A 13,927-nucleotide genomic window follows, 5' to 3' on the forward strand; every position below is an offset into this window, starting at 1 on the left:
AACAAAGCCTGTAATGCATCTAAACTGGTAACGAAACTAATCTCGCAAAGAAACTAATCCAGCAAAAAGCAAAGCTTATACCGGATTCAAGCATGTAACGATGCTTAGCAGTAAATGTTATCAAACTTTCACCAACTTCTTGAAAAAGCGTAAATGTTATCTTTTGTGAGGTTTTTCATTTGTAGCAAAGGGTTTGGATCGGGAAGAAATTGATCAAGCGCAACAACCGATGAGCTAAATTGCCTATATTGACTAGCAGGTGCGGTTTTGGAAACCAAGATACGGATGTATCGACGCACGTTGTTGTTATCACTAGGAGGTGTCAATGGAACTGAGTGCTGTTTTTGCTCGTCGTCTCTACCTTGCTTTGCTTGTTGAAAGTATGGAAAGACCGAATGTACCAAAATTAATCGAGAAGACGGGATGGCCACGTCGAACTATCCAGGATGTCATTAAGGCTCTGCCTGGGATCGGGATTGAGTTGATGTTTGTGCAAGACGGACGCAGACATAATGATGGATACTACCAGTTATCAGACTGGGGACCGTTCGACAGTCAATGGGTATTTGATCGCCAAGATGACATCGAACTAACGCTAGGCGTATAGCGTGTATTTAAAAAGTCACACCAGATTAAGCCAGATACTTTCTGGCTTTTTATTACTAAATTTCAAAATACTATCCTAGCTCCTAGCTCCTAGCTCCTAGCTCCTAAACCTAACCTAAAAAAGCATAAGCAACAAAACCAACCCAACTTACGATCAACAATCCCCACGGCAGCAATGCAGTGCGAGATTTTTCGGTTGTTGCTCCAGATATTGTATTTTCAACGATAGCTTGTGAATGACCGCCTTCTTGATCAACCAGTTTCTCTTTCTTTACTTTCTTTTGCGCTTTATCAGCTTGACGTTTTTTCTCTTTCAGTTGCTTTTTGTATACCGCAATACCTTTTTCTATTCCTTGGGCGATAAGCTTGGTTTGCTCTTTCGTTTGCCCCGGTTTTTGCGTTGATCGGGCAATTTTTAGTGCCTCTTGTTGAGTCTCTTTGGAAGGTTGTGGTTGAGAATGCTTCATTATCGCTCCATCAATATCGCTCAATCATTTCTGGCACCAGTATAACCCTAAGTCACCTTAAGATGCAGGGGGCAGAACTTCTAGAAGCGCGTTGTATCATGGAAAAGAGGTGAGTAACAGGCAGCAATAATGGGGATATGGGCAGTTTACCGTCAGCGGTCGGCGTAAATTTGAACACTTGCGTGCCATTCAAGCAAACATCTAGGTGAGGTTTGCGACAAATCTAGGTATATTATCGCCCTTAAAGTCCAGATTGACGGTATGGTTTTGACACGACTTGTCTCTTTGGATACGAATGAATCCGTTTATTCCTAAGCAATAATGAAAAATGCTTGGGTAAGAGTTAAAACGAACTATGCGCTATGCCATCGAGCAATATGATAAACATGGCTTTTTAAAACCCCCAGTGTGGCTGTGGATCGGTTGGATGTTTTTGATCCGCGCATGGGTCGTATTTATTGTCGCTGGAGCGAGTCGGCAAGACGGCAGTACGATACTTCAACACGTCTACCCAGATCACACCATGCTCTATCTTGGCTTAGCAATGGGCACACCGATTGCAATTGGGATGTGGTTGGTCGGTTTACGGACAGTGGATTCAAAGAAAATCAATGTCTGTATTCGTTACTTAAGACCGTTAACCTTGGTGATGACAATGCTTCAATTGACCCATACTTGTTACTTGATCAACCTGCAGCATTGGGCATTTAGTTGGACCAATGCCGTCACCCTAGTGAGTTTAATCTGGTTTGCAATTTATTTGGTCAATAGCCGTTATGTGATAGATTGCTTGCAGAGCAATGATTAAGACAACCACTCGCAATCTATTCGCAATGGTTAGTCAAAAAATGAATTTATAATTAAGTGTAAAAACAAAGGAAATTGTATGTCTTTACCACAAAGCGCCATTCTTCCAGAAGCAGAACCGTTTGCATTGTATGCACAACTTAAAGTTAAGCAAAATGCAGCGAATGTCTTGAGTGAATTACAGAAACTACCAGCTTTGGTTGCTGAGTTAAATGACACTCAACCCGGAGCAGAGTTGACACTTTCAGTGGCTTTCTCTCACCAGTTTTGGAGTCAGTTCGAGCAAGCTATGCCTGCGGAACTTAAACCTTTTCCAGAATTGGGTGAAGGCGAGACGTTTGCACCAAGCAGTGACGTTGACGTTTTGGTTCATTGCCATTCTCGCCGCCATGACTTGCACTTTTACGTGATGCGCAAGTTGCTGCAGGTTTGCAGTGAAGATGTTGTTGTGGTCGATGAAACTCACGGTTTCCGTTTTATGGATTCTCGCGACTTTACAGATTTTGTCGATGGTACTGAAAACCCAGAAGGCGAGCAGCGTCGTGAAGTCGCTATCCTAGAAGAAGGTGACTATGCGGGCGGCAGTTACGTGATGGTTCAGCGCTTTGAACACAACCTACCAGCATGGAGCCGTCTTAATGTTTCAGCACAAGAGAAGGTGATTGGTCGAACTAAGCCAGACTCAATCGAATTGGACAATGTCCCAGCGGCGTCTCACGTTGGTCGTGTTGACATTAAAGAAGAAGGTAAAGGGCTTAAGATTGTTCGTCACAGCCTACCTTTTGGTACCGCAAGTGGTGCTCACGGCTTGTTGTTTATTGCTTATTGCCACACGGTTCATAACTTTGATGCCATGCTTGAGAGCATGTACGGTGTGACTGATGGCAAGACCGACCAACTGTTGCGCTTTACCAAGGCAACGACAGGTGCTTACTTCTTCGCGCCATCTGAATCTGCACTAAGCTCTCTAACGGTATCTAACTAAAAGTTTGATAGCGATACAAGGCTCCAAGCGGAGCCTTGTTGCTGTTCACGGTGTTACTTTCCACTACCTAGCACCTAGCACCTAGCACCTAGCACCTAGCACCTATTTCCTAGTATCCAGTTATCTTACCCGTCGCTTTTCTGCTTCTCACTCGTGATTTTTACCTAAAGTTCTCTTCATTATTGCCGATAGCAGATCGAATCCCTGACTCCAATGGTCGTAATGTCGATTACTGTTAATACCAATGTGAGTGCCATGATGGCGCAGTCACACCTCAATACCGCTACTCAAGCACTGAATCAGTCGCTTGAGCGTTTGGCGTCGGGAAAAAAAATTAACAGTGCCAAAGACGATGCTGCGGGTCTGCAGATCTCCAACCGTTTGAACTCGCAAATTCGAGGCTTGGGCGTCGCTCAACGTAATGCCAATGACGGGATCTCGATTATGCAGACGGCAGAAGGTGCAATGAAAGAGAGCACCAACATTTTGCAACGCATGCGGGATCTATCATTGCAATCGGCGAATGGTTCTAATAGTTCCGAAGATCGACGCGCCCTGAATGAGGAATTTAACGCCCTCAACGATGAATTGAACCGCATTGCAGAGACTACCTCTTTTGGTGGACGTAAGCTGTTAAATGGACAGTTTGGCAGTACGGCATTTCAGATTGGTGCCGGTTCTGGTGAAGCGATGAGTATTCAATTGCTGAATATGCGTTCCGATCAAATTGGAATGGGCGGACTTGCCTATCAAAGCGCCTTTGCAGCCAACAAAGATTGGACCGCGAGTGAAGATGATTCACTCAGTATTCGCTACCTTGATCACCAAAGCAACGAGGTGACTCAAACAATAGAAATAAAAGCGGGTGACGATATAGAGCAAGTGGCGACGTACATTAATGGTCAAACCGATGCGATATCGGCTTCAGTGAATGAAGATGGTCAGTTGCAGTTTTTTGCTGATGAATCGATTGCCAATAGCCAAGTGCTCTTTGCGGGATCGATTGCTGACCAATTTAAAATTGGTGAGATGGGAGTGAAAACGGTTGATGATATGAATATCGGCAGTGTTGGAGAGGCACAACTATCGGTATCGGTCATTGATAAAGCATTGAAGTATGTGGATGGTCATCGCTCTCAACTCGGCGCCATGCAGAACCGACTCGGTCATACCATTAACAACTTGGCGAATATGGAAGAGAATCTTTCCACCTCAAAGAGTCGTATTGAGGACACCGATTACGCTAAGGAAACGGCTCAAATGGTCAAACAGCAGATCCTGCAACAGGTGAGTACCACGATTTTGGCGCAAGCAAAGCAAACCCCTAACCTCGCTGTCACCCTATTACAAAACTAGCCGTTTTCGGCAGCTTGAGTGCGAACTTGAGCACTATTTTTCGAAAAAATAGAGTTTTATCCCTTTCATCACAAATTTCCTTTCAATTAGCTATTTTCTTAAATTTTCTTCAAAAAATACTCAAGTGTTTGGTTTCAAGGGCGATAAAGAAAGTAACTTTGAGAGAACTACTTGGTTTTCCGAGACGTCGGAAACCGCTACACCGGAAAATCAATTGGAGAAATACAATGGCTGTAAATGTAAACACTAACGTATCGGCAATGACCGCTCAACGTTACCTAAACAACGCAAACCAAGCGCAAAACGCGTCGATGGAACGTCTATCTTCTGGCTTCAAAATCAACAGCGCAAAAGATGACGCAGCGGGCCTACAAATCTCAAACCGTTTGAACGTACAAAGCCGTGGTCTTGACGTCGCGGTGCGTAACGCGAATGACGGTATCTCGATTGCACAAACCGCAGAAGGTGCAATGAACGAGACCACCAACATTCTACAACGTATGCGTGATCTGTCTTTGCAATCATCAAATGGTTCAAACTCAAAATCAGAGCGTGTTGCGATTCAAGAAGAAGTGACTGCACTGAACGACGAACTCAACCGTATTGCAGAAACCACGTCTTTTGGTGGTAACCGTCTACTGAACGGTACTCACGGCACCAAATCTTTCCAAATCGGCTCTGACAATGGTGAAGCGGTGATGCTAAGCCTGCGTGATATGCGTTCAGACAACGAAATGATGGGTGGCGCAAGCTATCAAGCGGTCAATGGCAAAGGTAAAGATTGGGAAGTGGCTAGCGGTGCTAACGACCTAACTATCTCATTGACAGATTCTTTCGGTGCAGAGCAAGAAATTACAATCAACGCGAAAGCGGGCGACGATATCGAAGAATTGGCGACGTACATCAACGGTCAAACAGACCTAGTCAAAGCGTCAGTGAACGAAGATGGTCAGCTACAAGTGTTCGCAGGCAACAACAAAGTTGACGGCGCAGTGAGCTTTTCAGGCGGTCTTGCTGGTGAGCTAGACATGGGTGAAGGCAAAGCGGTGACCGTGGATACCATCGACGTGACGTCTGTGGGTGGTGCACAAGAGTCGGTAGCAATTCTTGATGCGGCACTAAAATATGTGGATAGCCACCGTGCGGAGCTGGGTGCATTCCAAAACCGTTTCGACCATGCGATCAACAACCTAGATAACATCAACGAAAACGTGAACGCATCGAAGAGCCGTATCAAAGATACCGACTTTGCGAAAGAAACAACGTCAATGACGAAGAGCCAGATCCTATCTCAAGCATCAAGCTCAATCTTGGCGCAAGCGAAACAGGCACCAAACTCGGCACTAAGCCTACTTGGCTAATCGTTTTAGCGTTGATTAGACAGAGAAACCAGAGCTTCGGCTCTGGTTTTTTTATAATCTCATTGGCAGTCAAAGGCTTGCATCTTGCAGATGTCTAAATGAAATTTGTAATATTTTCTCATATTGTATAAATTGCATATAAACGGGTTGATTTAGATAAAAATGGCTTAAGTGTAAGATTAGTCAGGAGAAAATAATGAAAATTAAGGGATTAACGATCGTATTGCTTGGATTGTTGGCAGGTTGTGCGCAGAATGTAGCCAATAGTTCTAGTGAAGAGATGGCGAAAAGTTATGTCGCCATACCCAGTGACAAAGCGTATTTAGATAAGTCAAAACAAGCCGCAGTACAAGAGTGCGCTGAGTTAGATTACACAACGCAATCGACCAATTTGACTTGTAAGGTTGTCTCTGACACGGTGATTTTTCGAATAAAGCTCAAGGCAAGATACGAATGGACCGCAGGCTTTGATTTTACGCGTATTAAAAATCATTATAAGCATCACTTATTCTGTGCGGATATCCCTTGGATTCAAGATGCACTTAAGTCAGGTATGGCATTTCAAATTCAAGCAGTGGGCAAGGATCAATCTGAACTTTTGGTTCTAGAAGATTGCGGTATTAATAGAGTCGATGTCACATAACCTGATGGAATCGCCCCTGAGTGATTTAAGTAGTGACACTCGCGACAAGAGATAATAAAAAAGCGCTCAATTTGCATTGAGCGCTTTTTTTATCGCTGTGATTTTTATTGCTATGGTTTTTATGGCTATAAAGCGGTATTACTCACGTTCTTTGCTGTAAGGCACGCCGATCGCTTTCGGGGCGACTGCTTTACCAATAAAGCCAGCCAATAGGAACACGGTTAACACATAAGGTATCGCTTCAATCGCCTGTACTGGGATTGGGAAGTCACCAATCTTCACACCTTGCATACGAATCGCGAGTGCGTCTAAGAAACCAAACAGCAGACAGGCTCCCATAGCCGTAAACGGACGCCACTTACCAAAGATAAGCGCAGCAAGCGCCATATAGCCTTTACCCGCACTCATGTTAGGAATGAATTGCGCCGTTTGAGCAACAGAAAGGTAGACACCACCAATACCGACCAAAACGCCACAGATGGCAACCGCAGCATAACGCATACGCACCACTGAGATGCCCGCCGTATCGACAGCTGATGGTGACTCACCAACCGCACGCAGACGAAGACCAAAACGCGTCTTGAACATTAAGTACCAAGCCGCAGGAACAATCAGCACAACCAGATATTCAAGTAGAGAGTGACCACTAATGAGTTCTGAATAAAGCAGACCCAGAACAGGCACATCCGCAACCGCATCAGCACCCGGAAGCGTGATAGGAGGGAAGCGCGCATCACCTCTTAGTGATGGTGTTTGACCACCTTGGCTAAACCAGTAGCGACCAAGGGTGATGGTTAAGCCCGCCGCCAAAATGTTGATTGCCATACCACTGACGACTTGGTCGCCCTTATGGGTGATAGAAGCAAAGCCGTGCAGCAGTGCAAGTAGGACAGAAATACCAATACCGGCACCAAGTCCCATCCAAGCAGAGCCCGTCACATGAGCGGTCGCCGCACCGGCAAATGCAGCCGCCAGCAATTTACCTTCAAGGGCAATGTTAACGATACCTGAACGTTCACAGAACATACCGGCGAGTGCAGCTAGAATTAGCGGCGTCGCTACACGAATGGTAGCATCAAGCATTAGAATAATCGTTTCAAACATGATTATGCTACTCCCTTCTTAGACGGTGTGTTTGAGCCAAGGCTGGCAATTTTTAGGTAAGCTTTTTCAAGCTGAGGTCTAAACATATGTTCAAGCGCACCAGAGAATAGGATCACCAGACCTTGTAGTACCACGACGATATTGCGGTCTACGCCATATTCGAAGCTAAGCTCTGCACCGCCTTGATATAGGAAGCCGAACAGCAAACTGGCGAGCAATACACCGATTGGGTGGTTACGTCCCATCAGTGCCACGGCAATCCCGGTAAAGCCAAAGCCTTCAACGAAGTTCAGCTTGATCTGGTGTAGTTCGCCTTGTAGAACGTTAAGACCAAAGAAGCCCGCCAACATACCTGAAATCAGCATGGTGAGAACGATGATCTTGATATATTTGATACCAGCATAGCTTGCCGCTGAAGGATTCGCGCCAACCGAACGGATTTCATAGCCCCAACGTGTGTGCCAGATAAATAACCAAACAAATACACAGCATAGAAGCGCAAAGATAAAGCTGAGGTTTAGCGGGCTCGCTTCCATTTGAATACCAAATACCGACATGATTTCATGCATTTTTGGTAGCCAACTGGAGACAGCAAACACTCGACTCTCTGTCGCCATGGTATTTTCTGGTTTTAGGATTTCAACCAATAGATAGGCCATCAAAGATGAGGCGATAAAGTTGAACATGATCGTGGTAATAACAATGTGCGAACCGCGTTTAGCCTGCAGATAGGCTGGAACAAACGCCCATGCCGCACCGAACAAACCTCCGACAACCAAAGCCACAGGGAACGTGATATACCAAGGGGCATATTCACCCAGTGTTAAGCAGACGATACCAATACCAAGACCACCAATATACGCCTGACCTTCACCACCGATATTAAATAGACCAGCATGAAACGCGACGGCAACGGCTAAGCCTGTGAAAATAAAGCCTGTCGTGTAGTACAGGGTATAACCTGCACCCTCAGCATAACCGAAAGCACCCATCCACATGGTTTTCGCGGCATCAATAGGATTGATATCGATATAGATAAACAATAGGGCAGACACTAGAAAAGCAACGAGTACGTTGATTGCTGGAAGCAGTGCCATATTTACCCAAGCTGGTACTTTAGCTTGGCTCATGAGTGATCTCCTTGAGATACGGTATTCGCTTCACTAGAAGCGGTTTTCTGAAGATGCTCTGGCATAATGTTTGCCATCATCAAGCCTAAGGTCTTTTCATCAGCATCGGCGATAGACACTTCGCCGACAATGGCACCGTCAAACACCACAAGAATGCGGTCGGCAAGGCTGAGAATTTCATCCAGTTCTACAGAGACCAACAGCACCGCTTTGTCGGCGTCACGCGCCGCAATGATTTGCTTGTGAATGTACTCGATAGCACCGATATCCACGCCACGGGTCGGTTGACCGATCAGAATAACATCGGGGTCTTGTTCCATTTCACGAGCGATGACCAACTTCTGCTGGTTACCACCGGAGAAGTTAGCGGTTTTGAGCGTGGTATCGTTAGGGCGCACGTCCCATTTATCCATGCTCTGTTGACAGGCTTGTTTGATCGCTGCTTTATTTTGCAATAAACCCTTGTTGTATTGCGGAAGATGATGAAAGCCAAGGATATAAGCTTCTTGTGCTTCAAACTTATTGATCAGTCCCTGCTTATGTCTATCTTCTGGAATATGACCCACACCCGCTGCGCGGACCTGCTGAGGATCCAAAGCTTGAGTTGCAGAAATGGTTTGACCGTTAAGCTCAATTTGACCTGAGTGAGGTTTGGTAATACCCGCCAGCAGATTTAAGATCTCTGATTGACCGTTACCCGATACACCAGCAATACCGACTACTTCACCCTGTTTTACGCCAAAGCTCACACTTTTAACGCGCTCAACGCCAGCGTCATCAAAGTACTGAAGGTCAGTCACCTTAATTAGTTCTTTCTTCGGTGCCGCTTCTTGTTTATCCACTTTAAGGCGGACTTTGCGACCCACCATAAGCTCAGCGAGTTGCTCTTTATCGGTTTCTGCCGTAACGACATGAGAAACCATTGCGCCTTGGCGCATCACAGAGACATTGTCGGTGATCGCTAATACTTCTCTTAGCTTATGGGTAATGATCATCACTGTCGTACCTTGGGCACGCAGTTTGTCTAAAATTCGGAATAGGTGATCCGCTTCCTGAGGAGTGAGTACACCAGTAGGTTCGTCTAGAATAAGGATCTTAGCGCCACGATATAGGGCTTTTAAGATTTCTACACGTTGTTGAAGTCCAACAGGAAGTTGCCCAACAACCGTATCAAGAGGTATTTCCAATCCATAGTCGTCAGCAAGTGCTTTCAGCTTCTTGCGCGCTTTTCCTAAGCTTTCACTTAACTTCCAACCATCTTCAGCACCAAGAACGATGTTTTCAAGCACAGTGAATGTGTCTACTAACATAAAGTGCTGGTGCACCATACCAATGCCAGAGGCAATCGCTTCTTGAGAGTTGGCAGGTTTATAGGTTTGACCGTTGACTTTCATGGAGCCAGAGTCTGCGTGGTAGAAGCCGTATATAATACTCATTAAAGTCGACTTACCAGCACCATTTTCACCAATGATGCCGTGAATAGTGCCTGCTGGAACTTGTAGATTGATTGCTCGGTTTGCGTGTACCGCACCAAAACGCTTATCAATGTTTTCCAGTTCTATGGCAAATGAGGAACCTGTTGTCACTAGATACAGCCTTACAGTTAGACGCCGCTGTTTTTAGGCAGCGGCGTTATTACAGTTATCTATCTTGTTGATAAATAGATATTTTAATCTAAACCCAGAGAGGTTTAGAAGTTACAAGTGTTGTCAGACATGTAGTCATGAACGTTGATCTTACCTGCGATGATGTCAGCTTGTAGCTGATCTAGGTAAGTTTTCATTTCTGGCGTGATCAGATCTTTGTTGTTGTCATCGTATGCCCACTCAACCGCACCTTCTTTAAGACCAAGAACTTTGATACCTGCAGTCCAAGTGCCTTTTTCTGCTTCTTCCCAAGAGTTGTAAGCAGCAACACCCACTTTCTTAACCATAGACGTTAGCATTGTGCCTGGTTGTAGGTGGTTTTGGTTTGAGTCAACACCGATAGCGAATTTACCCGCATCTTTTGCAGCTTGGTAAACGCCCATGCCAGTACCGCCCGCTGCTGCGTAGATTACGTCAACACCTTGAGAGAACTGAGACTTAGCAAGTTCTGAACCTTTTGCTGGGTCAGCAAACGCAGCAGGAGTAGAACCGGTCATGTTTTGGAAAGTTTGGATGTTAGGGTTTGCGTATTGTGCGCCTTGACGGTAGCCACACTCAAACTTACGGATAAGAGGGATGTCCATACCACCAACGAAGCCCACTTTGTCAGTTTTAGAGGCTTTTGCAGCCAATGCACCAACAAGGAAAGAACCTTCGTGCTCTTTAAACACGATAGATTGAACGTTTGGCTTATCAACAACCATATCAATGATAGTGAATTGAATGTCTGGGAATTCAGTCGCTACTTTTTCTACAGCAGATGCCATGTTGAAACCAACAGCAACGATAGGCGTAAAGCCACGTTGAGCTAGACGACGCAGACCTTGTTCACGTTGAGCTTCGTTTTGAGGTTCAAACTCACGAACAGCCACACCCTTGTCAGCTTTGTAAACTTTAACGCCGTTTTGGAAAACTGCTTCGTTAAATGACTTGTCGAATTTACCGGCAGTGTCATAAACAACAGCGGGTTTTGCTGCAAATGCACTGAAAGAAGAAACTGCCACTGCGAGAGCAGACATTTTTATAAGTGTTTTTTTCACGATCATTTTCCTTGTTAAAGCCTGAGGCCTAAATGTTTGATGTGCTTTTTTAATCTGGTCGGCGTGGTTAAAATTAACCGAATGTCAACGTAACCAATTACTCCAGTAAGTACTGGAGCCATTTTGACGTTTTCAAGCCTTAGTGCGCATTTTATCGTTTGCTTAGTGATAAATAACAATTTATTACATACTAATGTGATAATGATCACCTTTTGCCTAAATGAAAAGGTTATTTTGTGACCGTCAATGACGCTGATGTAAACTGCTCTTTAATGAAATCGATTACATTGAGTGGGGTGTTTTAGTACTTTGCGTGGTGTTTTAGCCAAAGAGGGCTATAAGTTAGTACAAGTAGCGCCTAAACTAAGCGGATTATACTGATTAAAATGTCGAGTTTTCGGAAGCCAGTTTTTAGAAAACCCTCTTTGAACCTCCGCTATAGAAAAAACGCTTTTTTAGAGATGATTTTGTAAATACAGAGTACTTCCTATGATCGATACCCATTGCCACCTAGATTTGCTTGCGGAACACCTGTCTTTAGATACGGCGTTAGAGGATGCCAATGCGAGTGGGGTGAGCAAGATCATTGTCCCTGCGGTGAATAGTCGCAATTGGCACAAGGTATCCGAACTTGCTGGTCAATATGAACAAGTCTATTTCGCTTTAGGGATCCATCCCTGCTTTATTGAGTCGGGCTCAATATCAATCAACGCATTGCAAAGTGAGTTGCACCAACAACGAAATAATAAAAAATGGGTGGCTGTTGGTGAGTGTGGTTTAGATTTCTATCACAACAGAGATGACGAAGTGCAACAAAAGAAGCTATTGATCGATCAGATTCATCTTGCTAACGACTATGGTAAACCCGTATTACTTCATTGCCGCAAGGCCCATCAAGATTTGATCAAGATACTAAAACAGCATCGACCTCTCTATGGCGGAATAATTCATGGTTTTAGTGGTAGCTACCAGCAAGCTTTGGACTATATTAATTTAGGTATGCACATAGGCGTTGGCGGTGTAATTAGTTACCAGAGAGCAAAAAAAACCAGAGCAACCATAGCCAAAGTCCCTTTAGATTCCATCGTCATCGAAACTGACTCGCCAGATATGCCACTAAGTGGTTATCAGGGGCAAGTGAACCAACCTAAGAGGACAAAGTTGGTGCTAAATCACTTGATTGAGTTGCGAAGTGAAGGGGAGCAAACGGTTACGTCTACGGTTGAGCGGAGTACTAGTGGGTTGTTTTCTTTTTGTTAATTAATTTTATTTATTTAGTGATGCAAATAGGCGTATGAATGCCTTTATGTGATCTATGTCTCATTTTTAAATGTATGAGATATGCGTGTGCGTAGGAAGTGTGATTTTACCACTATTTCTTTTTTTCAGTGTTTGTATAATCGCCGCAGACTTTAGCTTCTACACCTTTTTACACCACACTTTAACTATAAGGAAGTCATAAACTATGAGCTTGTTTATGAGCCTGGTTGGTATGGTGGTACTGATCCTGATCGCAGTACTACTATCAGACAACCGCAAAGCAATTAACGTTCGCACAGTTGCAGGTGCGTTTGCAATTCAATTCGCACTGGGTGCATTTGTTCTTTACGTTCCTTGGGGACAAGAATTATTAAAGAGCTTCTCTGATGCTGTTTCAAGCGTCATCAACTACGGTAACGATGGCACATCATTCCTATTTGGCGGTTTAGTGTCAGATAAAATGTTTGAAGTCTTTGGCGGTGGCGGTTTTATCTTCGCTTTCCGTGTACTTCCAACACTTATCTTCTTCTCTGCCCTTATCTCAGTGCTTTACTACCTTGGCGTGATGCAATGGGTGATCAAGATTCTGGGTGGCGGTCTTCAAAAAGCATTGGGAACGTCTCGTGCTGAATCTATGTCAGCAGCGGCAAATATCTTTGTTGGTCAAACAGAAGCCCCTCTGGTTGTTCGTCCTTTCGTTCCTAAGATGACTCAATCTGAGTTATTCGCTGTGATGTGTGGTGGTTTAGCCTCTATCGCGGGTGGTGTTCTTGCTGGTTATGCGTCAATGGGCGTGCCAATTGAGTACTTAGTTGCGGCTTCTTTCATGGCGGCACCGAGTGGTCTTCTGTTTGCAAAAATCATTAAACCTGAAACCGATGAGCCGATTGAGCAGCTAGACGATATTGATGCAGAGGGTGCAGACAAGCCAGCTAACGTTATCGACGCAGCCGCAGGCGGTGCATCTGCAGGTTTGCAACTGGCGCTGAATGTCGGTGCTATGTTGATTGCGTTCATTGGTCTTATCGCATTGCTCAACGGTATGTTAGGTGGTCTTGGCGGTTGGTTCGGTATGCCGGAGCTTAGGCTTGAACTTATCCTTGGCTGGATCTTCGCACCTCTTGCATTCCTATTGGGTGTGCCATGGTCTGAAGCCACTATCGCGGGTGAGTTTATTGGTCTAAAAACCGTCGCGAACGAGTTTGTTGCTTATGCAAGTTTTGCTGAATATCTAACGCCAGAAGCACCTGTAGTTCTGCAAGAAAAAACCAAAGCAATTATCTCATTTGCACTTTGTGGCTTTGCTAACCTATCTTCTATTGCCATCCTACTTGGTGGTTTAGGTAGCCTTGCGCCAAAACGTCGCGGTGATATTGCACGTATGGGCATCAAAGCCGTTATTGCAGGTACTCTTTCTAACCTAATGGCTGCGACCATCGCAGGTTTCTGCTTGAGCCTAGCTGCACTATAATTGCTGCTAAGCAAACTATTGACTGAGTGGTGGGCACTCAGTCAATATTAT

The 13,927-nt window shown here is 44.8% G+C and carries 13 protein-coding genes; 8 read left to right on the forward strand and 5 right to left on the reverse strand.

Annotated elements, in window-relative coordinates; all coding sequences use genetic code 11:
• Positions 1 to 325: 325 nt before the first annotated feature.
• Positions 326 to 607 carry a winged helix-turn-helix domain-containing protein gene (locus L9Q39_RS03330; protein ID WP_237483707.1) on the forward strand — a complete coding sequence of 94 codons (282 nt, stop codon included), beginning with the start codon at positions 326 to 328 and terminating at the stop codon, positions 605 to 607.
• A 109-nt stretch (positions 608 to 716) separates the two neighbouring features.
• Here L9Q39_RS03330 and L9Q39_RS03335 read toward each other — a convergent pair whose 3' ends face one another.
• Complete coding sequence (locus tag L9Q39_RS03335; RefSeq protein ID WP_237483708.1) at positions 717 to 1,073, reverse strand: DUF2956 domain-containing protein; 357 nt, start codon at positions 1,071 to 1,073, stop codon at positions 717 to 719.
• 355 nt (positions 1,074 to 1,428) lie between these two features.
• Between L9Q39_RS03335 and L9Q39_RS03340 the strand changes: the two genes are divergently transcribed.
• The 5 genes from L9Q39_RS03340 to L9Q39_RS03360 all read left to right on the forward strand — a co-directional run bounded on the left by L9Q39_RS03340 (position 1,429) and on the right by L9Q39_RS03360 (position 6,225).
• Positions 1,429 to 1,881: a DUF2919 domain-containing protein gene (locus L9Q39_RS03340; protein ID WP_237483709.1), complete on the forward strand. Its 453-nt coding sequence runs from the start codon at positions 1,429 to 1,431 to the stop codon at positions 1,879 to 1,881.
• Positions 1,882 to 1,959: 78 nt separating this feature from the next.
• Positions 1,960 to 2,865 (forward strand): Dyp-type peroxidase, encoded by a 906-nt coding sequence (locus L9Q39_RS03345; protein ID WP_237483710.1) that lies wholly within the window; start codon positions 1,960 to 1,962, stop codon positions 2,863 to 2,865.
• A gap of 222 nt (positions 2,866 to 3,087) precedes the next feature.
• A complete protein-coding gene (locus L9Q39_RS03350; RefSeq protein ID WP_237483711.1) occupies positions 3,088 to 4,221 on the forward strand; it encodes a flagellin in 1,134 nt (377 codons plus the stop codon).
• 227 nt (positions 4,222 to 4,448) lie between these two features.
• Complete coding sequence (locus L9Q39_RS03355; RefSeq protein ID WP_237483712.1) at positions 4,449 to 5,582, forward strand: flagellin; 1,134 nt, start codon at positions 4,449 to 4,451, stop codon at positions 5,580 to 5,582.
• 196 nt (positions 5,583 to 5,778) lie between these two features.
• Positions 5,779 to 6,225 carry a hypothetical protein gene (locus L9Q39_RS03360; RefSeq protein WP_237483713.1) on the forward strand — a complete coding sequence of 149 codons (447 nt, stop codon included), beginning with the start codon at positions 5,779 to 5,781 and terminating at the stop codon, positions 6,223 to 6,225.
• 138 nt (positions 6,226 to 6,363) lie between these two features.
• Here L9Q39_RS03360 and L9Q39_RS03365 read toward each other — a convergent pair whose 3' ends face one another.
• From L9Q39_RS03365 to L9Q39_RS03380, 4 genes are all read right to left on the reverse strand, one after another.
• Positions 6,364 to 7,329: an ABC transporter permease gene (locus L9Q39_RS03365; RefSeq protein WP_237483714.1), complete on the reverse strand. Its 966-nt coding sequence runs from the start codon at positions 7,327 to 7,329 to the stop codon at positions 6,364 to 6,366.
• A 2-nt stretch (positions 7,330 to 7,331) separates the two neighbouring features.
• Positions 7,332 to 8,459, reverse strand: coding sequence for an ABC transporter permease (locus L9Q39_RS03370; protein ID WP_237483715.1), 1,128 nt, complete (start codon positions 8,457 to 8,459; stop codon positions 7,332 to 7,334).
• Complete coding sequence (locus L9Q39_RS03375; RefSeq protein WP_237483716.1) at positions 8,456 to 10,045, reverse strand: ABC transporter ATP-binding protein; 1,590 nt, start codon at positions 10,043 to 10,045, stop codon at positions 8,456 to 8,458. Before L9Q39_RS03375 ends, L9Q39_RS03370 begins: the two co-directional genes overlap by 4 nt.
• Positions 10,046 to 10,149: 104 nt before the next feature.
• Positions 10,150 to 11,151 (reverse strand): BMP family lipoprotein, encoded by a 1,002-nt coding sequence (locus L9Q39_RS03380; protein ID WP_435532802.1) that lies wholly within the window; start codon positions 11,149 to 11,151, stop codon positions 10,150 to 10,152.
• A 483-nt stretch (positions 11,152 to 11,634) separates the two neighbouring features.
• Here L9Q39_RS03380 and L9Q39_RS03385 point away from each other — a divergent pair, with 483 nt between their 5' ends.
• Complete coding sequence (locus L9Q39_RS03385; RefSeq protein ID WP_237483718.1) at positions 11,635 to 12,405, forward strand: TatD family hydrolase; 771 nt, start codon at positions 11,635 to 11,637, stop codon at positions 12,403 to 12,405.
• Between the two features lie 205 nt (positions 12,406 to 12,610).
• Entirely contained in the window at positions 12,611 to 13,876 is a 1,266-nt protein-coding gene (locus L9Q39_RS03390; protein WP_237483719.1) for a NupC/NupG family nucleoside CNT transporter, read from the forward strand.
• The last annotated feature ends 51 nt before the right edge of the window (positions 13,877 to 13,927 follow it).

The organism is Vibrio hippocampi (assembly GCF_921292975.1).
GTDB lineage: Bacteria > Pseudomonadota > Gammaproteobacteria > Enterobacterales > Vibrionaceae > Vibrio > Vibrio hippocampi.

Excerpts from the sequence above, each read along its gene's own strand:
- L9Q39_RS03360 (WP_237483713.1), top strand. The coding sequence starts at position 5,779 with ATGAAAATTAAGGGATTAACGATCGTATTGCTTGGATTGTTGGCAGGT.
- L9Q39_RS03365 (WP_237483714.1), bottom strand. The coding sequence starts at position 7,329 with ATGTTTGAAACGATTATTCTAATGCTTGATGCTACCATTCGTGTAGCG.
- L9Q39_RS03380 (WP_435532802.1), bottom strand. The coding sequence starts at position 11,151 with ATGATCGTGAAAAAAACACTTATAAAAATGTCTGCTCTCGCAGTGGCA.
- L9Q39_RS03385 (WP_237483718.1), top strand. The coding sequence starts at position 11,635 with ATGATCGATACCCATTGCCACCTAGATTTGCTTGCGGAACACCTGTCT.
- L9Q39_RS03340 (WP_237483709.1), top strand. The coding sequence starts at position 1,429 with ATGCGCTATGCCATCGAGCAATATGATAAACATGGCTTTTTAAAACCC.
- L9Q39_RS03355 (WP_237483712.1), top strand. The coding sequence starts at position 4,449 with ATGGCTGTAAATGTAAACACTAACGTATCGGCAATGACCGCTCAACGT.
- L9Q39_RS03390 (WP_237483719.1), top strand. The coding sequence starts at position 12,611 with ATGAGCTTGTTTATGAGCCTGGTTGGTATGGTGGTACTGATCCTGATC.
- L9Q39_RS03350 (WP_237483711.1), top strand. The coding sequence starts at position 3,088 with ATGTCGATTACTGTTAATACCAATGTGAGTGCCATGATGGCGCAGTCA.
- L9Q39_RS03330 (WP_237483707.1), top strand. The coding sequence starts at position 326 with ATGGAACTGAGTGCTGTTTTTGCTCGTCGTCTCTACCTTGCTTTGCTT.
- L9Q39_RS03335 (WP_237483708.1), bottom strand. The coding sequence starts at position 1,073 with ATGAAGCATTCTCAACCACAACCTTCCAAAGAGACTCAACAAGAGGCA.
- L9Q39_RS03370 (WP_237483715.1), bottom strand. The coding sequence starts at position 8,459 with ATGAGCCAAGCTAAAGTACCAGCTTGGGTAAATATGGCACTGCTTCCA.
- L9Q39_RS03345 (WP_237483710.1), top strand. The coding sequence starts at position 1,960 with ATGTCTTTACCACAAAGCGCCATTCTTCCAGAAGCAGAACCGTTTGCA.